Below are 18,807 nucleotides of genomic sequence, written 5' to 3'. Positions count from 1 at the left end.
AGACAAGTGTATTTTGTGAATGAACATATGAGTATATGCGGTGTAACTTTCATTAGGAAGGAGAGTAAACCCTTCATAGATATTTAATTAATGAAATAAATTATGATTAATATTAACTGTAATTGTTTACTATATAAAAAATAGTATTGTAATAGCTTATTTTAATAAAATTATAGGAAATATATTTTTCTTAGCAAAAAAGTATTGAAAATTTAAAGAAAGAAAACTTGCAAAATGGCTTGCAGAAGAATCCGGATGACTATTTATGCAAAAATATTACTGCAACTATTAGGTCAATAATTTAAATTATAGAACTTGAAAAAACCTGTTGACCTTTGGAATATAATGTGATAAGGTATATATAATAATTTTGCCGGCAAATAAAATTTCTGAATAAATTTTCAATAAGTTGCATAAATATAATTAAATTAATTTATTTAACAATGATGATGGAGATAAAAATATCAGCAAATTAGTTAAAGAGAGTTGGGGCAGGTGAGAGCCCAATACTAATTGATATATAATGCTCACTCCTGAATTGTATAGCTGAAATAATAGTAGGTTATTACCGTGTTGCATACGTTACAGTGCAAGGTTATAATATAGTAACCTAGATTAAGGCTGCGTTTGTGAAATCGCAGCGAGTTAGAGTGGTACAGCGAAAGAAGCCTCTATATGCAGACAATGCATATAGAGGCTTTTTTTTTAGAGTACAGAACAAATAATTTTTCACAGTAAATGAAAAGGTGCATTGTACTTTGATTTGTAAATTATGTAAAAGGGGGCGGTTTTGTTGGGGCTAATTACTGGTTCGGATAAGGATGGTGTGATTATTATTTAAAAATGATATTTCGTGTAAAAGAAGGGGGAAAAAATTATGAATAAAAAATTATCATTATTTATGGCGTTAGTAATGACAGCATCCTTATTTGTAGGATGTGGTAAAGGTGGGGCAAATAATAAAGATTCAGCAAGTAAAGGGGATACTATAAAAATAGGATTAGATTATGAACTTTCAAATGATGTTGCCACTTATGGACAAGGGCTAGTTACAGGAATAGAAATGGCATTTAAAGAAATAAACGATGCAGGTGGAGTTTTAGGAAAAAAGGTTGAACTTATAAAAGCAGATAATAAATCAGATACAGCTGAAGCTGCTAATGTAGCCTCAAAGCTAGCAACTAGGGACAAGGTTGTAGCAATACTTGGACCTGCAACTTCAGGTAGTGTAAAGGCCGCAATTCCACAGGCTACACAAAATAAAGTTCCATTGATCTCAGCTTCAGCTACAGCGGATGATGTTACCATAGATAGTCATGGAAAGGTAAGAGATTATGTTTTCAAAACCTGTTTTAGTGACTCTTTTCAAGGAGTAATACTTGCAAACTTCGCAGTAAAGGATTTGAAATCAAAAAATGCTGCAGTATTGATTGATACAACAAGTGATTATAGTAAGGGGCTTTCAAAAAGCTTCAAGGAAACTTATAGTAAACTAGGAGGAAAAGTAGTAACAGAACAGGCATATCAAGCTAAAGATAAGGATTTTAAAGCGGTTTTAACTAATATTAAAAATGCTAAACCTGATTTACTTTACTTACCAGGATACTATGAGGAAGTTGGATTAATAGTTAAACAAGCAAGAGAGTTAGGACTTAATGTACCTATTTTAGGCGGAGATGGTTATGATTCACCTAAGCTAACTGAGCTTGCTGGAAAAGAAGCATTAAACAATGTGTACTATACAAATCACTATTCTTCAAAGGACACCAGTGCTAATGTTGTAAGGTTTATAGATGCATTTAAAAAGCAGTTCAATAAAGAACCAAATGCATTTAACGCTTTAGGATACGACCTTGCATACTTTATTGCGGATGCACTTAAAAGAGCTGGAGAGCCAGATCGTGAAAAACTAAAAGAAGCACTTGCATCTACAAAAGACTTTAAAGGAATAACTGGACAATTATCAATAGACAAAAATCATAATCCAGTAAAATCTATAACAATATTAGAGGTTAAAAATGGAGAGCCAACCTTCTTAAAGAAACAGCAGCCTTAGGACAGAGTACAGAGAACAGAGGACAGAGGACAGAGGACAGAGGATAGAGCACAGAGGACAGAGGATAGAGGATAGAGGATAGAGGACAGAGGATAGAGCACAGAGGATAGAGGACAGTTATGGATGCTTTTCCGACCTTATCATTACGGAAAAGCTTAAATTAAAAATTTTTAGTAATGGAATGGAGAAAAATTATCCTTAACTCTCCACCCTCAGTTCTCAACTCTCAACTAAATAAAAACTGTCCACAAATTTGAAATTTTATAATTGATATAGAGTAAAATAAGGATGTGATTAAATGGAGAAATTTTTACAGCAGTTGTTTAATGGAGTTTCCTTAGGAAGTATCTATGCTCTTATAGCACTTGGATATACTATGGTTTATGGAATCATTAACCTAATAAATTTTGCTCATGGTGATATATACATGTTGGGTGCTTTTATAGGCTTTGCCATGACTGCATTATTCCATATGAGTTTTATACCTGCACTTATTATATCTATGGCAGCTTGTTCTTTAATAGGTGTAGTTATAGAAAAGGTAGCCTATAAACCTATAAGAAATTCTACCAGAATAGCAGCTCTTATAACTGCTATAAGTGTTTCGTTGTTTTTGGAATATGGAACTATGTATTTTGTTTCAGCAGAAACAAGAACTTTTCCAGAAGTACTAAAAGGAAAACAAATTAGCTTGTTTTCAGGGAAAGTACTTTTAAACACAAAGGATGTTTATATCATTGTAATAACTGTATTATTGATGATTTTTCTTCAATATATAATATACAAAACTAAAGTTGGAAAGGCAATGAGAGCAGTATCTACGGATAGAGAAGCAGCACAGCTTATGGGGATAAATGTAGATGCCACCATATCATATACCTTTGCCATAGGATCAGCTCTTGCAGGGGCAGCAGGAGTTTTAGTTGGAGTATACTACAATTCAATTGATCCTCTAATGGGGGTGCTTCCTGGATTAAAAGCCTTTGTGGCAGCAGTTATAGGAGGAATTGGAGTAATACCTGGCGCAGTGTTTGGCGGGATATTCTTAGGGCTTACGGAGACTATGGTTAGTGCTTATGGAAATTCACTGTACAAGGATGCAGTTGCTTTTGCAATACTAATAATAATACTTGTAATCAAGCCCAATGGATTGTTGGGCAAAAATGTAAAGGAAAAGGTATAAGGGGGAGATAGTTTGAAATGGTTAAATAAAAAAAATATTGTATGTTTTATAGCTGTAATTGCAGTCTATGCGCTATCTCAGTGGTTAATAAATGGGGGCATTATGGATTCATATATATTACTCAATTTAGTGTTAATTGGTATAAACATTATTTTAGCTGTAAGTTTAAATTTAATAACAGGGTTTACAGGACAATTTTCACTAGGTCATGCAGCTTTCATGGCGGTGGGAGCTTATGTGTCAGCTATTATGACTGTAAAATTTAATTATCCTTTTGCAGCAGCGGTAATATTATCGGCAATAGCAGCAGCCTTTGTTGGATTATTAATTGGTATACCTACATTAAGACTTAAGGGTGACTATCTTGCTATTGCTACCCTGGGATTTAGTGAAATAATTAGAATACTTCTTTTAAATATTGAATATGTGGGTGGAGCTAGTGGATTTAATGATATCCCTCAATATACTAACTGGACATGGATATATTTTTCAGTAATTGGTACTGTGGTTTTAATTAAAAATTTTATAAATTCCTATGCAGGCAGAGCTTGTATTGCCATAAGAGAAGATGAAATAGCAGCAGAAGCTATGGGAATAAATACTACATTATATAAGGTGCTGGCTTTTGTCATAGGGGCATTCTTTGCAGGTATTGCAGGAGCTTTATATGCTAATTACTTCTATTTTATAAAGCCTGGTAATTTTGGATTTATGAAATCTATAGATATTTTAGTAATAGTTGTTTTTGGAGGTATGGGAAGTATTACAGGATCTATAATTGGGGCTATAGTTCTTTCAATAATATCCTTATTCCTTCAAAATATTCCTGAATTAAGAATGGTAATATACTCAATTATACTTTTCTTAATTATGGTATATAGGCCAGATGGGATTATGGGAAAAGTTGAAGGTAAAAAAAGTTTGTTTAAGAAAGGAGGAAAATTAAATGGCAGTGTTAACAATTGATAATTTGTCAAAGAGTTTTGGAGGTAACTAAACAGTTACAGAAACTTTGATGAAGTTTATAAAACTTTAAAAGTTTTTATAACTTAGCCTCCCATATTTGTAAAGAGTATGGAGCGATGCATATTATGCATCCAAAATCCTTTGAACTGCTGGAAGTTCCTAAAGCTTAACTAACTACAACGTAAGGATGAAATAAGCCTAGGCGTGAAGGTTACGAAAGTAGAAAAAATAGTTAAGATGGCATATGGTTAAATCCTAAGTGCTAAAGCAATGGATAATCAGCAGCTAAGACTCGAATAGAGTAAAGTTCAACGACTATTCCGTAAAGGAAGTACACTACAAGCTATTGGTAGTGGAAGTGGAGGATACCCAACCTATATTAATAAGTATAATGGGTAATGATATAGTCTACGCTCGTATCCGAAAGGTCGAGGCCACTGGCGTAAGCGAAATGGCATCATAGAAGTAGCGTTCTATGGTAAATATAATAAACTTTATAAATGTTCTTTGAAAACTTTATATAACTTTATAAAAATAACACTCTTTTAAAGGGTGTAGATGTAATCCCTTAAAATCATAATTAGCCATCTCTTATAATTTTTATAATTTTATTATATGGGTATACTAAAATTATGGAAAGTGAGGTGAAAAATAATGATAAAGGCAGTAAAAATAAGATTATTTCCAAAAAGAAAATGCAGTCAATATTGAAAAAATAGGTAAAGTAAAATATAAAACAAATTATGATATACCTATTTTACCTAATTATAATAATCCAAGATGTCATTTTGATGGCAAGTACTGGTATCTAACATTAGGGTTTGAGCATGACGAAAACCAAGTTGAGCTTAATAAGGATTTATCTATTGGTATTGATTTAGGAGTTTCTAATCTAGCTATAGTAAATTGTTTAGATAAGCCTATTAAAAACATTAATAAATCAGCTAAGGTTAGGAAATTGAAAAAGAGATTAAAGAGATTACAAAGACAAGTATCAAGAAAATATGAAGCAAATAGAGAAGGATGCCAATTTAATAAAACAAATAATATTATTAAGCTAGAAAAAGCTATTAAACTTGTATATAGAAAGCTTAATAACATTAGAACTAATCACATACATCAAGCTACTAATATGATAATAAAATTAAGGCCCTACAGAGTTGTGATGGAAGATTTAAATATTAGTGGTATGCTAAAAAACAAGCATTTATCAAAAGCTATACAAGAACAAGGTTTTTATGAATTTATTAGGCAAATGCAATACAAATGTAAGTTTAATGGAATAGAGTTTGTTCAGGTAGATAAATTTTATCCTAGCAGTAAAACCTGCTCTTGTTGCGGAAATGTTAAAAAAGACTTAAAACTTAAAGATAGAATGTATGTATGTGATATTTGTGGATTAGAAATGGATAGAGATAAAAATGCTTCAATAAATCTTGGTAGTTACAAGATATTCGAAGAGGTATAAAATAGTATAAATGGTGATTTTGAAAAGTTATACTATATGTATCCTGCGTTGTGGGAGAATTTAAGTCCTTGGAGAGTTACACCAAACTAAAGTAGAATAAGCAATTATTCAAAATAGAACTCTGTGAATAGGAAAGGTTATTTAGTAATGAATAACATAAGTAAAATTTATAAAGTTATATAAGGTTTTTATATACATTTATAAAGTTTATGCAACGGCATAAAAGCTGTATCTAATATCAACATGGTGATTGAAAAGGGGGACATTGCAGGACTTATAGGACCTAATGGAGCGGGGAAAACCACATTTTTTAATCTATTAACTGGTATGTATACACCTACAAGCGGGAAAATTTCTTTTGAGGATTTGCATTTAAATAATCTTAAGCCTTATAAAATTACGGATTATGGTATTGCAAGAACTTTTCAGAATATAAGGTTGTTTAAAAATATGACGGTTATAGAAAATGTTACTTTAGGATTTCATAAGGATATTAAATATGGACTACTTTCTGGATTTTTTAGATTACCTTCTTTTTATAGAGAAGAAAAGAGAATATATGATGAGGCCTTAGAATTACTAAAAAGGTTTCAGTTAGATAATAAAAAAGATGAACTTGCTAAGAATTTGCCTTATGGTGAGCAAAGACGTCTTGAAATAGTAAGGGCATTAGCTTCAAAACCAAGGCTGCTTCTTTTAGATGAACCTGCAGCTGGAATGAATCCAAATGAAACAAGGGAACTTACAGAACTTATAAGATGGATTAAGGATAATTACGATGTAACTATTATTTTAATTGAGCATGATATGTCCCTAGTTATGAATGTATGTAATAAATTATTTGTTTTAGATTATGGAACACTGATTGCAGAGGGAAATCCAGAAGAAGTAAAAAATAATGAGAGAGTTATTGAAGCTTATCTTGGAAGGAGTGCAGCATGTTAGAGCTTAGCAAAATAAATGTATTTTACGGGGGAATTCATGCACTTAAAGATCTATCAATTAAAGTAAATCAAGGTGAAATTGTTACTCTTGTAGGTTCCAATGGGGCTGGTAAAACCTCAATGCTTAAAACAATTTCGGGTATAGTTAAACCAAAGTCTGGAACTATAAATTATTTAGAAAAACACATTACAAATTGTTCTGCATCTGAAATAGTAAAAATGGGCATAGCCCATGTTCCAGAAGGAAGAAGAGTATTTGGCAATATGACTGTAATGGAAAATCTTGAAATGGGAGCTTTTATAAGAAAAGATAAATCTGAAATTAAGGAAGACTATGAAAAGATATTTCAAAGTTTTGCAAGACTGAAAGAAAGAAGAAATCAAATGGCGGGAACACTAAGTGGAGGAGAGCAGCAGATGCTTGCCATGGGAAGAGCATTAATGCTAAGACCTAAGCTGATTTTACTTGATGAACCTTCCATGGGTCTTGCACCTATAATGGTAGATGAAATATTTTCTATAATAAAGGAAATAAATGAGAGCGGAACTACGGTGCTATTGGTAGAACAAAATGCCAATATGGCACTGTCCATAGCTCATAGAGCCTATGTAATTCAAAATGGCAATATAGCACTTGAAGGCAAAGCAGGTGACTTATTGAAAGATGAATCAGTAAAGAACACATATCTTGGAGGGTAGTAAATATAGAGGACAGAGGACAATTGACAGTATTTTTTCTTTATTATTTTAAAAAAATTGTGACCAATTTTTTAAAATAAAGTATAGACATTTCCTCCATTAAATTCTAAAATATATGAGGATTATATATTGCATGTTATTTGGGAGGAAAACTAATGAACATTAAAGATAGAATAATGGGTACACTATTAGAACTAGTTTCAGTACCTGGAATAGCAGGAACAAAAGCAGAAGGATTAACAGCAGAAAAGGTCTTTCATATACTGCAAACTATACCGTATTTTAATGAACACCCAGAAAACTTAAATTTGATAAAAATTCAGGGAGATCCTTTAAATAGAGGTTTTGTAAGTGCCTTATTTTGTAGTTCAAAACCTTCTAAAAAAACTGTAGTATTAACAGGACATTTAGATGTGGTTGATGTGGAGGACTTTGGCCACTTAAAGGAATTGGCCTTCAACCCTATTGAGCTTCAAAAGAGAATTAAAGAATTACCATTAAGCAAAGAGGCAATAGAGGATTTAGAGTCTGGAGATTATATATTTGGCAGAGGAGTCGCCGATATGAAATATGGGTTAGCATTACATATAGAACTTTTAAGAGAATTATCTATGAGAGACGATTTTGAAGGGAATATATTATTTTTGGCTGTACCAGGGGAGGAAAGCAATTCAGAGGGAATGCTTGCAGCAGTCCCTCATCTTTTAAGTTTAAAGAAAAAATTTTCATATGAATATATAGGATTATTTGTGTCGGAATGTTGTATTCCTAAAGAGATAGGTGATAATAAAAAACGTATATATTTAGGAACCTCTGGCAAGATAATGCCGTTATTTTTATTTGTAGGAAAGGAAACTCATGTATATGAATCCTATACTGGATTAAATCCAAATTTATTGGCAGGAGAGTTAAATAGACTGCTAGAATTAAATCCTGATTTTTGTGATAGTGATAGAGGGAATACCACACCTCCGCCAACTTGTTTAAAACATATGGATTTAAAGGATTTATATTCTGTACAAACTCCACTTATGGCGGCTTCCTACTATAATATATTAACCCTTAATTTATCTATAGATGAGCTTATGGATAAGCTTAAAAAAGTGGCTTTACAGGCCTTTCATAATACTTTAAATATAATCAACGAAAAGGTAGATAGGTATGCTTCTATTTCCAATAGAAATTACTTAAGAGAAAGCATTGAACCTAAAGTGTTGACCTTTGAGGAAGTATATAAAAAGGTGAAGGAGATTAGGGGAGAAGAATTTGACAAATATATTGAAGATAAGATTATTACATGGAGAAAAGAAAATAAAGATCTTCAAACTATAGCAATAAATATTATGAAGGAAACTTATCAAAGCTACCCCGAAAAATCTCCTATGATAATAATAGGCTTTGCTCCACCTTATTATCCAGATAAGCATTTAAAAGAAGAAAAGCCAGGGGATAAAATATTCCTAGATGTAATTGAACATATAGTAGAATATGCAAAGGAAAGCTATAATACGGAAATAGAAAAGGATCATTATTATATGGCCCTTTGTGATTTAAGTTATACAGGTGTGGAGGATAGAGAAGGTCTTAACACCATAGCATCAAATATTTTAGGAATAGATAAGTGCTATAACCTGCCAGTGAAGGAATTAGGTGAGCTAGATATACCTTCTGTAGTCTTTGGAGGTTTTGGCAAGGATTTTCATAAGTTCTCTGAAAGGCTAAATATTCCATATTCCTTTGAAGTTGTTCCTAATCTTTATGAAAAGGCCATATATGATTTACTTAATAAATAGTGGTGTACAAGCTACATTATTTATGATATAATCACAATTGTATTTTTAATTCACAACTGTCATTAGCAGTTAAAAGAAAAGTGAGTTAAAATAAAAAATAATAAAGAATAAATTATGAAGGAATTAGTAGCAGCCTTTGTGTATTATAAAGAGAGCATGATGTATGGTGGAAATCATGTGTTGCAAAGTATGTGAATTACAATCTGGAGTTTTAGTGTGAAAGCATTACGGAAGTCATCCGATATAAGACTAAGAGGCACATTGTGTAAATTAAGGTGGTACCACGGGTTTTCTCGTCCTTACAAGGATTGAGAAGGTCCTTTTTTATTTATAATGAATTAATTAAGTTGTCAATTGTCAACTGTCAACTTATTATACGAGGAGGACGGTAGCATGGAAGAAAGGGAAAGTTTTTCAAGTAAATTAGGTTTTATTTTGTCCTGTTTAGGATCAGCCATAGGGTTAGGGAATATATGGATGTTTCCTTGGAAACTTGGTCAATTTGGGGGAGCAGCATTTTTAATTCCTTATTTTATATGTCTTTTTGTACTTTGCACTACAGGACTTGTAGGGGAATTTGCCTTTGGAAGATCAAGACAAAGCGGTTCAATGCAGGGAATTAGGGAAGTTTTTAAGGAAAAAGGAAAAAGGTTTGGTGGAATATTAAGCCTAATTCCAACCTTATCTGTATTTGGAACTTTTGTGTTTTATGGAGTAGTGGTAGGATGGGTTCTTAAATATTTTTACGCTTCAATAAAAGGTGATTTTTATAATGTAGATATAGCAAATTACTTTAATTCTTTTGCAGGAACTAGTGCAACTCTTAAGTGGCACTTTTTAGCTATGGTAATTACTATAGTCATAGTGTTACTTGGAGTTATTAAGGGCATTGAGAGAATGAACAAAATTATGATGCCAGCACTTTTTGTAATTTTTACAGTGCTTTTAATTAGGACACTTACTTTGCCAAATGCAATGGAAGGGGTTAAATATTTACTTATTCCTAGATGGGAATATTTATTTAAACCTATAACTTGGGTAATGGCCTTGGGGCAAGCGTTTTTTTCTGCTTCACTTAATGGAGCTGGTATGGTAGTGTATGGGAGTTACTTAAAGAAGGATGTGGATATACCTAATGCAGCACTTCAGGTTGCAATATTTGATGCTGTTTCTGCAATACTAGCAGCTTTTATAATTATACCAGGAGCTTTTGCTTTTGGATTAGATCCAACTTCTGGTCCATCTTTACTTTTTATAACTATGCCCCATATTTTTAAAGCAATGCCTTTTGGATATTTGTTTGGAATATTATTTTTCCTTAGCATAATATTTGCTGCAATATCTTCTATTATCAATATGTTAGAAGCAAGTGCAGATGCATATATGAGTTTCTTTAAGACTACAAGATTTAAAGCTAGTTTTATAGTTACAGCTGTAGCTTTTATTATTGCTATACCACTGGATCTAAGCATGGCTAGATTTGGGACATGGGCTGATTTCATAACAATTTATTTAGCACCATTAGGTTCTATAATTACATCCATATGTTTTTTCTGGGTATATGGCATGGATAAAGCAATGGAAGAAATAAATTTAGGAGCAGAAAAACCTTTGGGAAAATGGTTTATACCTTTAGCTAAGTATGTATTTGTAATTTCCGGAATTGTGGTTTTGATATGTGGAGTTATATACAATGGAATAGGGTAGTTTTTATTTTAGCGAGTAGTTAAGGGGTTGTCTACTAAAATTTGTGATTTTTAGCAGCAACCCCTTTAGTTTTGCATAATTAATTACATTACTTTTTCAAATATTTTCTTAATTCCCTTTTTAGGAATATATAAAGCAATGGAATGGTAAATATTAATTTACCAAGCAGTTCAACTGACTTCCCATAGGCTGGGAATAGGAGAGCTAGCCCTTCGCCTGTCATATAACCGCCAATGATTATAAGAATTAAAGTTAGTACAACGAAGATAATATATATATTTAATTTTATAGAAGATTTAAATATTATATAGGCTAAAGCTAGTGATAACAAAATTCCCAAAACTACTCCCAAAATGATATTAAGGGGATCAGCTAAGGCCAATGGCAATAGGAATATTACTATTTCTAAACTTTCTCTGAATATGGTAATGAAGGATAGTAAAAATAGGCTAAAACCTTTTAATTTTACATCATATTTTTCAGTAATATTTAAAGTTAAATTTTTATTATCCTTTGAAACTAGTACTATACTGTATAATATTAAGGCTGCCAAAAAAATCATCATGGATCCCAAAAACAATTGATGAATAGGTCCTTCTAAAGTATTTATTGTGCTAATTAGTATTTTACCAACTAAAACACTAGCCAATGCTCCAGAAATACAACCACCATAAATATATTTTGATAGGTCAGTCCTGTCCATTTTATTAAGATAAACTAGTAATGGAACTATTATTAAAAGCATTTCTAAACTTTCTCTGAAGGTAATCGTCATTGGTATAATCATGTTCTCACCCCCTTAATGTTTTCAATGCATATTATTTTGCTAATATTATAATATACAACATAATTTTAATGGTTACTCATATAATTATAATTTTGTTGAAATGTGTTATCTTTTTATTGAAAAAGGGTAGATAAGGGATATATATAAGTATTTACTTATTATAAATATAAAATAATAATATTTTTATTTGTAATTGTAATGAATTATAATAGGGGAGAAAAAATATTTAGGAGGATTGGCATGGAAAAGTTAAAAGAAATATATTCAGGAGTGGTTTTGAGCTTTATAATCGCTATAATTGCTACTATACTTGGAAAAAAGTTTCCTATTATTGGGGGAGCGGTTTTTGGCATTTTAATTGGAATTATAATAAATAATACCATAGGTAAACCAGAGAGAAGTAAAAAAGGAGTGGCTTTTGTGTCAAAAAAAGTACTCCAGTGGTCAATAATTCTATTGGGAGCAGGGCTTAGCTTTACTCAAGTAAAGAGCACAGGTATAGAGTCTTTATCTGTAACAATGGTCACTATAACTGTAGCTTTTTTATCTGCATATTTAGTAGGAAAGCTTTTAAAAGTCCCAAGTAATTTAAAATCTCTTATAGGAGTGGGAACAGCCATATGCGGAGGATCAGCCATTGCAGCAGTATCTCCAATAATTGAAGCTGATGATATGGAAATAGCGTATTCTATATCCACCATATTTTTCTTCAATATAATTGCAGTATTAATATTTCCACCACTTGGACACGCTCTAAATCTTACAGATAAAGGATTTGGGTTGTGGGCTGGTACTGCTATAAATGATACATCTTCTGTGGTAGCTGCAGGTTATATTTTTAGTAATGCAGCAGGAGAGTTTGCAACTATTGTAAAGCTTACAAGAGCAACACTTATAATTCCTGTATCTTTAGTTTTTGCTATAGTTACTGCTTATAAAAAGAAAAGGGAATCCAAATTTAATTTAAAGGACATATTCCCTTGGTTCATATTATGGTTTTTAGTAGCTTCTATATTAAATACCTTAGGGGTATTTCCAAAGAATTCAATTCCATATATAGAAAGCACAGGGAAATTTATGATAGTTATGGCATTATCTGCAGTTGGACTTAGTGCCAATTTTAAAGATATGCTTAAATCAGGTTTAAAACCATTACTATTAGGACTAATTGTTTGGTTTAATGTAGCAGTATCTAGTTTATTAGTTCAACATTTTATGGGACAACTATAAAAAAGTGCAAAGCACTTTTTTAAGAGTACAGATTACAGAGAACAGAGTACAGAGAAGGATAATTTTTCTCCATTGTCATTAAGAAAAGTTTTTTGTTAAATAGTTTTCTTAAAGAAAACTGCTGGGCGTGAAAAACGCCCTTTGCTGTTTTATAAAAATCTAAGTGCTCTTTTGCTTATTTTATAGGCTTTTGCCTTAAGGTTTATGCAAAAAATTCAATTTATCGCATGCCTTATATATACTGTTTCAGCCAGTCTGGCATGTTAGGGTCATCGATTGCCCAAGATTCTTCAATGTGCTCGTCTTCGTCCCAGTTATTTTCATCACCGTCAAAGAACTTCTGCCTATGACACTTGTACTTAACAACTTCTTCTTCTTATAATTTTTTATATTTTAAAATTTTAATTTCAATAATATAAATTGGAATTTGTAGCTTCTTTAATTTTATATCAACATAAACAAAAGCCATTATAAATTTCTTCATAATGGCTAACGATATCATTGGTTTTAAATGCACAAATATCATCTATTACTACAATTAATAATCCATTGTTTTATATATTCTGCGTCATATTTTCCTGATGCAGTTCCCAATCCTAAATCTATAATTTCTTCATCCGAACATTTTAGTTCAATTCCATTAATCTCCAAGAAAACCATCATCGCTAGAATTCCTATTCTTTTATTTCCATCCAAAAAAGGATGATCTTTAATAATATTATATTCTAACTTAAATATTTCATTTAGCTAACTCCTTAAATGCCTTAAGATGTTTTGATAAAATATTATTCGCCGCATCTTCAACTGTAGTGTTATCTGCAACAACGCTTTCCTCAAACTTACTATAATCTATTAATACATACCTTGGTGTGTTATTTTTTAATATTATAACTGTGCCTTTTTCATCTACCATTCTTGCTACTTTGGAAAAGTTTTGATTTGCTTCTGATATAGAAACTAAATTATTAACATTAACTAACATTGTAACACCTCCCTATATTTATATTATACATTATTTTAGGATGAATTAAACCTAATTTGTATAGTTGTACTTCACTATCTAAAGAAATATGTTATAATTTTAAGGTCGGTATATAATATAATTATTATTTACCATACTAAAGGAGAAAGGAAAGATTTTTGTTATGGCAGAAGTAATAGAAAAAGATGTGTATAAAAATAGATGGCTTATATTAGCTGTTGTAGTAATGCAGCCATTTATGGCTTGTTTAGATGGCAGCATAGTAAATGTAGCATTACCTTTTATGGCCAAAAAGCTTAATGTTTCAATGGCATCTATAGAATGGGTAGTTACTAGTTATCTTATAATTATATCTGGAACTATCTTGATTTTTGGAAGAGTAGGGGATATAAAAGGGAAAACCACAGTTTTCAAATATGGATTAATAATATTTACATTTGGTTCTTTGTTATGCGGCATATCGCCTTCATTAAATTTTTTGGTTCTTTCAAGAGTAATACAGGCAATAGGTGCTGCAATGACCATGGCTACAAATCAAGGGATAATAACACAAGTTTTCCCAGGAAATGAAAGAGGAAGGGCTTTAGGTATTTCTGGTACATTCGTAGCATTGGGTACCCTTATAGGGCCACCTTTAGGCGGATTTATAATTTCTGTATTCAGTTGGAATTATATATTTTTAATAAATATACCTGTAGGAATTATTACTTTTATATTTGCAATTAAAATTCTTCCTAAGGGTAATAAAATTAAAAAAGAAAGTTTAGATGTTAAAGGAGCAGTATTATTTTTTATTTTTGTAGTAACTTTATTTGAAGGAATGATTATTGGACAACAGGTTGGATATGGTAATATATACATAATTATAAGTTTTATAATATCCATAGTATCTTTAATTATATTTATATTGGTTCAAAATAAGTCTAGTGAACCTTTATTAGATTTTTCAATATTTAAGAATAGAGTATTTTCTATAAATATATTATGTGCATTTATATCATTTACTGCATTAAGCTGTGTTAATATAATACATCCATTTTATTTGCAGGATGTTTTAAAATATTCACCAGCGAAAACTGGAATGATTATGACAGTATATCCTATAACTCTTTCATTGGTTGCTCCTATAAGTGGATATTTATCAGATAAAATAGGCAGTAAAATACTGACATTAAGTGGACTCGTTTTTGTAACTATAGGTTTTATATTTATGTCTAGTTTAAGAGAAACCTCAAGTTTATACGCTATATTAATTTCAGTTGCAATATTGGGCATGGGCAATGGACTTTTCCAATCACCTAATACCTCTCTTGTAATGTCTACTGTTCCAAAGCATAAATTAGGTATTGCGGGTAGTGTAAATGCCTTGGTTAGGAATTTAGGATTTATATTTGGAGTATCAGCATCTACAAGTATTTTATATAATAGAATGAGTTATAAAATAGGTTATAAGGTATTAAATTATATACCAGGAAGGGAAGATGTATTTATTTATGCAATGAGAGTAGTTTATATTTCTGCAGCGGTAATTTGTGCATTTGGATTTATATTATCTTTAATAGATAAGGTAAAAACTGTTTCAGATAATAAATAAAAAACAATAAAGAATAAATAAAAAAATAAGGAAGCCTAGGGCTTCCTACTATATATAATTTAAGTTTTTCTGTAGTGTTAACAGAGGAAAAACCTCCATAACTGTCAATTGTCAACTGTCCTCTGTCAACTTAAAAAGGTGCATAGCACCTTTTTATATAAAGAATTTAAGAACAAATAATGCTGCTATTATATAAGTTGATATTGATACTTCCTTAGCTTTATTTGTAAATACCTTTAATAGTACATAAGATATAATACCAAATATTAATCCATCAGATATACTGTAAGCTAATGGCATCATTATTATTGTAAGAAATGCTGGTATAGCTTCTGTAAAATCTAAGAAGTCTATTTCTTTTATAGGAGACATCATAAACAATCCTACTAATATTAATGATGGCGCAGTAGCTGCAGATGGTATCATTAAAAATAGTGGTGATAAAAATAATGCTATGATAAACATTACTGCTGTAGAAACTGCTGTAAGACCTGTTTTACCTCCAGCGGCTACTCCAGAAGCACTTTCTAAGAATGTACATACAGTACTTGTACCAAAACATGCACCTAATGTAGTTCCTATTGCATCGGAAAGCAAAGCTTGCTTTGCCCTTGGTACATTTCCATTTTCATCTATCATTCCAGCTTTAGTTGATACTCCTACTAAGGCTCCAACAGTATCAAACATATCCATAAATAACAAAGTAAATAATGCAATAAACATATCTTTAGTAAATATATGATTCCATTCAAATTTCATAAATATAGGGCTTATACTAGGTGGTACACTTAATATAGCTGACGGAATTTTTGTTATTCCCATAGGGATGCCTATTAAAGTTGTAATTATAATTCCTATAAGTAATGCACCTTTTACATTTCGTGCAAGTAAAACACCTGTTATTATAATACCTATAATTGCAAGTAAGGGTACAGAACTAGTTACATCTCCTAAAGTTAATATAGTTCCGGATTTAGGATGTAATACTATTTGAGCATTTTCAAGTCCAATAAAGGCTATAAAAAGTCCTATTCCTACAGAAATAGCTTTTTTAATATTATTTGGAATAGAGCCAATTATGGCTTCACGAACATTAAAGGCTGTAAGTAAAATAAATATAATTCCTTCTAGAAAGGCTGTTGTCAATGCAAATTGCCAAGTATGACCCATTCCAATAACCATGGTATAGGCGAAAAAAGCATTAAGCCCCATGCCTGGTGCTTGAGCAAAAGGTAATTTTGCATATAGTCCCATTAAAAGAGTTGAAATTATTGCAGCTAATGCAGTGGCTGTAAATACAGAGCCAAAATTCATTCCGGTTTGTGATAAAATACTGGGGTTAACCACTAATATATATGACATGGTCATAAATGTAGTAATTCCCGCTAAAATTTCAGTTTTTACTGTGGTTTTATTTTCTTCTAATCTAAAATATGATTCTAAAAAGCTTTGTTGTGAATTAACTGATGATTTCATAGTAATCTCCTTTGCATTTTGTTTTGCTTTGAATAAATCTTTTATATTATTAATATTTTTATGGATTTTTGACACTTGTACATATTAGCAAATGCGAACTTTAAAGTCAATATTATTTACGAATGTTTTTGACAAGTTTCTTATTATTTTTTGTATTTATCATATAATTTTTATTATTAAGCACAGTATTACTCGTAAATGTTCGGAAAATTATACTATTATGGAAATTTTAAAAGTTTACAATGTATTAAAAAAATATATATGGATATAAGGTATAATAAATATTATACTGTTAATTACATATAATAATTAGTTAGCTTGAAATATGCTATTATTTGAGGAGGGTTGGAAAGTTTGCAGATTCATAAAAATAAAAAAATAAGATATTTTGATTTAATTATTGCTATAATTATAATTTATATCTCTATTAAAATAATCGATAACTATAAAATTATATTTTCCATATTAGGCAAATTATTTTCTATAGTATCACCATTTTTATTTGCACTTATTATAGCTTATATATTAAATCCAATAATGAAGTTATTTGAGAAAAAATTCAAATTTAAAAGAGGTATTAGCATTTTATTTACCTATATTTCGATTGTAGTAGCTATAATTGTTTTTTCTGTTTGTGTATTACCTAAAGTAACTTCTAACATTTTAGATATGTTAAAAAGCATTCCGCAATTTGCCATGATAGCCCAGGAATGGTTTAATAATATACTTAATAATGAAGTGGTAAAAAGTATCATTAACACTACAGGAAATTTTTCAATAAAACCAGATTTTATAATTTCTAAAGCAAGTAGTGTTATGGCTACAATTTTAAATACCTTATTAAGTAAAACACTTTCTTTTACTAATTCTTTTATAAGGTGGGTTTTTGGATTCATAATATCCATATATGTGCTTTTTGATAAAGAGAAAATTATGCAGTTTGCTAAAAAAATTATATATATTAGCCTAAAGAAAAAAAACGGAGACAGATTTATAAGGTTCTTTAAAAACATTCATAATATGATAGGAGTATATATTGGAATAAAAGCCATTGATTCTTTAATAATAGGTATTATAGCCTTTGTAGGACTAAGTATAATAAGATCACCTTATGTTTTTTTAATAGCCTTAGTAGTGGGTGTTACCAACATGATACCTTATTTTGGACCATTTGTTGGAATATCAGTAGGTTTTCTTATTAACTTATTCTTTAGTCCTTTAAAAGCTTTTGTGGTGTTGTTATTTTTATTCCTACTACAGCAATTTGATGGCTGGTATTTAGATCCTAAGCTTATAGGTAATAAAGTTGGCTTAAGTCCACTTTTAATAATTTTTGCAGTAACCTTAGGAGGAGGGCTTTATGGACCTATAGGAATGATTTTAGCAGTACCTATTATGGCAGTAATAAAAATTTACATAGATAAATTTTTACAGGAGTATAATGGAAATACAGGCGATGATACTATGGAAAAAGAAAATCAAATAGAAGAATCTCATAAAGAAGGCAGTATAAATAAATAATTGGGGGTATACCATGGAACAAAATTTAAATAAAGATGTATTAGATAAATTAACAAAGGTATGTATATGCAAGGCTATATCCAGGGCTAAAATAAAAGAAGCCGTTAAAGCTGGAGCAAAAACTGTAGAAGAAGTAAATAAGATTACAGGAGCAGGCTCTGGGGGATGTGGAGGAAAAAGATGCAGATGTAAGATTGAAGAACTAATAGAACAAAATATAAAAAAGGTGTGAAGCACTTTTTTTAGTTGACAGTTGACAGTTGACAGTTAAGGACCTATAGGCCCCCTAATTAAAGTGGACACATTAACTCATTAGTTATAAGATATATTTAGAATTTAGGAGGGTCTATAGAAATGGATAAATTTATTCGTAGGTTTACTGAAGATGAAAGAGTAAAATA

Annotated in this window: 15 protein-coding genes, 1 pseudogene and 1 other annotated feature; of the genes and pseudogenes, 12 read left to right on the top strand and 4 right to left on the bottom strand. The window is 30.8% G+C overall.

Annotated features, from left to right (window positions below; translation table 11 throughout):
* The first annotated feature begins 877 nt into the window (after positions 1-877).
* From CLLI_RS12980 to CLLI_RS12945, 8 genes and pseudogenes are all read left to right on the top strand, one after another.
* Entirely contained in the window at positions 878-2,056 is a 1,179-nt protein-coding gene (locus CLLI_RS12980; RefSeq protein ID WP_106064629.1) for an ABC transporter substrate-binding protein, read from the top strand.
* Positions 2,057-2,354: 298 nt separating this feature from the next.
* Positions 2,355-3,239: a branched-chain amino acid ABC transporter permease gene (locus tag CLLI_RS12975; RefSeq protein WP_106064628.1), complete on the top strand. Its 885-nt coding sequence runs from the start codon at positions 2,355-2,357 to the stop codon at positions 3,237-3,239.
* A gap of 12 nt (positions 3,240-3,251) precedes the next feature.
* Positions 3,252-4,205, top strand: a complete 954-nt coding sequence (locus CLLI_RS12970) for a branched-chain amino acid ABC transporter permease (protein ID WP_242975609.1) — start codon at positions 3,252-3,254, stop codon at positions 4,203-4,205.
* Between the two features lie 688 nt (positions 4,206-4,893).
* A pseudogene (locus tag CLLI_RS12965) lies at positions 4,894-5,673 on the top strand (RNA-guided endonuclease InsQ/TnpB family protein); the annotation flags it as partial.
* A 243-nt stretch (positions 5,674-5,916) separates the two neighbouring features.
* Positions 5,917-6,618, top strand: coding sequence for an ABC transporter ATP-binding protein (locus CLLI_RS12960; RefSeq protein WP_106064627.1), 702 nt, complete (start codon positions 5,917-5,919; stop codon positions 6,616-6,618).
* Complete coding sequence (locus tag CLLI_RS12955; RefSeq protein ID WP_106064626.1) at positions 6,612-7,316, top strand: ABC transporter ATP-binding protein; 705 nt, start codon at positions 6,612-6,614, stop codon at positions 7,314-7,316. The genes CLLI_RS12960 and CLLI_RS12955 overlap by 7 nt, the downstream gene beginning before the upstream one ends.
* Before the next feature lie 155 nt (positions 7,317-7,471).
* The gene (locus tag CLLI_RS12950; protein WP_106064625.1) at positions 7,472-9,109 is read left to right on the top strand and encodes a M20/M25/M40 family metallo-hydrolase; all 1,638 of its coding nucleotides are present in this window, start codon (positions 7,472-7,474) and stop codon (positions 9,107-9,109) included.
* Positions 9,110-9,214: 105 nt separating this feature from the next.
* Positions 9,215-9,413 (top strand) — a binding site (T-box leader).
* Between the two features lie 89 nt (positions 9,414-9,502).
* Complete coding sequence (locus CLLI_RS12945; RefSeq protein ID WP_106064624.1) at positions 9,503-10,816, top strand: sodium-dependent transporter; 1,314 nt, start codon at positions 9,503-9,505, stop codon at positions 10,814-10,816.
* A gap of 88 nt (positions 10,817-10,904) precedes the next feature.
* Here the strand turns inward: CLLI_RS12945 and CLLI_RS12940 are convergent, their stop codons facing one another.
* Entirely contained in the window at positions 10,905-11,603 is a 699-nt protein-coding gene (locus CLLI_RS12940; protein ID WP_106064623.1) for an FTR1 family protein, read from the bottom strand.
* A 240-nt stretch (positions 11,604-11,843) separates the two neighbouring features.
* Between CLLI_RS12940 and CLLI_RS12935 the strand changes: the two genes are divergently transcribed.
* A complete protein-coding gene (locus CLLI_RS12935) occupies positions 11,844-12,833 on the top strand; it encodes a YeiH family protein (protein ID WP_106064622.1) in 990 nt (329 codons plus the stop codon).
* Positions 12,834-13,355: 522 nt separating this feature from the next.
* Here CLLI_RS12935 and CLLI_RS12925 read toward each other — a convergent pair.
* Positions 13,356-13,529: a type II toxin-antitoxin system death-on-curing family toxin gene (locus CLLI_RS12925; protein WP_242975608.1), complete on the bottom strand. Its 174-nt coding sequence runs from the start codon at positions 13,527-13,529 to the stop codon at positions 13,356-13,358.
* Between the two features lie 43 nt (positions 13,530-13,572).
* Positions 13,573-13,815 carry a type II toxin-antitoxin system Phd/YefM family antitoxin gene (locus tag CLLI_RS12920; protein ID WP_106064620.1) on the bottom strand — a complete coding sequence of 81 codons (243 nt, stop codon included), beginning with the start codon at positions 13,813-13,815 and terminating at the stop codon, positions 13,573-13,575.
* Between the two features lie 163 nt (positions 13,816-13,978).
* On the opposite strand from CLLI_RS12920, the gene CLLI_RS12915 reads away from it, so the two are divergent.
* Positions 13,979-15,409, top strand: coding sequence for an MFS transporter (locus CLLI_RS12915; RefSeq protein WP_106064619.1), 1,431 nt, complete (start codon positions 13,979-13,981; stop codon positions 15,407-15,409).
* 153 nt (positions 15,410-15,562) lie between these two features.
* Here the strand turns inward: CLLI_RS12915 and CLLI_RS12910 are convergent, their stop codons facing one another.
* A complete protein-coding gene (locus CLLI_RS12910) occupies positions 15,563-16,885 on the bottom strand; it encodes an NCS2 family permease (protein ID WP_106064618.1) in 1,323 nt (440 codons plus the stop codon).
* Positions 16,886-17,239: 354 nt separating this feature from the next.
* On the opposite strand from CLLI_RS12910, the gene CLLI_RS12905 reads away from it, so the two are divergent.
* Complete coding sequence (locus CLLI_RS12905; protein WP_242975607.1) at positions 17,240-18,406, top strand: AI-2E family transporter; 1,167 nt, start codon at positions 17,240-17,242, stop codon at positions 18,404-18,406.
* A gap of 13 nt (positions 18,407-18,419) precedes the next feature.
* Positions 18,420-18,638 (top strand): (2Fe-2S)-binding protein, encoded by a 219-nt coding sequence (locus tag CLLI_RS12900; protein WP_106064617.1) that lies wholly within the window; start codon positions 18,420-18,422, stop codon positions 18,636-18,638.
* The last annotated feature ends 169 nt before the right edge of the window (positions 18,639-18,807 follow it).

This window comes from Clostridium liquoris (assembly GCF_002995785.1).
GTDB classification, from domain to species: Bacteria; Bacillota; Clostridia; order Clostridiales; family Clostridiaceae; genus Clostridium_AO; species Clostridium_AO liquoris.
Note: the sequence above shows the minus strand (reverse complement) of the source record. Positions and strands in the feature narration are given on the sequence as shown.

Excerpts from the sequence above, each read along its gene's own strand:
- CLLI_RS12980 (WP_106064629.1), top strand. The coding sequence starts at position 878 with ATGAATAAAAAATTATCATTATTTATGGCGTTAGTAATGACAGCATCC.
- CLLI_RS12975 (WP_106064628.1), top strand. The coding sequence starts at position 2,355 with ATGGAGAAATTTTTACAGCAGTTGTTTAATGGAGTTTCCTTAGGAAGT.
- CLLI_RS12960 (WP_106064627.1), top strand. The coding sequence starts at position 5,917 with ATGGTGATTGAAAAGGGGGACATTGCAGGACTTATAGGACCTAATGGA.
- CLLI_RS12955 (WP_106064626.1), top strand. The coding sequence starts at position 6,612 with ATGTTAGAGCTTAGCAAAATAAATGTATTTTACGGGGGAATTCATGCA.
- CLLI_RS12950 (WP_106064625.1), top strand. The coding sequence starts at position 7,472 with ATGAACATTAAAGATAGAATAATGGGTACACTATTAGAACTAGTTTCA.
- CLLI_RS12945 (WP_106064624.1), top strand. The coding sequence starts at position 9,503 with ATGGAAGAAAGGGAAAGTTTTTCAAGTAAATTAGGTTTTATTTTGTCC.
- CLLI_RS12940 (WP_106064623.1), bottom strand. The coding sequence starts at position 11,603 with ATGATTATACCAATGACGATTACCTTCAGAGAAAGTTTAGAAATGCTT.
- CLLI_RS12935 (WP_106064622.1), top strand. The coding sequence starts at position 11,844 with ATGGAAAAGTTAAAAGAAATATATTCAGGAGTGGTTTTGAGCTTTATA.
- CLLI_RS12920 (WP_106064620.1), bottom strand. The coding sequence starts at position 13,815 with ATGTTAGTTAATGTTAATAATTTAGTTTCTATATCAGAAGCAAATCAA.
- CLLI_RS12915 (WP_106064619.1), top strand. The coding sequence starts at position 13,979 with ATGGCAGAAGTAATAGAAAAAGATGTGTATAAAAATAGATGGCTTATA.
- CLLI_RS12910 (WP_106064618.1), bottom strand. The coding sequence starts at position 16,885 with ATGAAATCATCAGTTAATTCACAACAAAGCTTTTTAGAATCATATTTT.
- CLLI_RS12900 (WP_106064617.1), top strand. The coding sequence starts at position 18,420 with ATGGAACAAAATTTAAATAAAGATGTATTAGATAAATTAACAAAGGTA.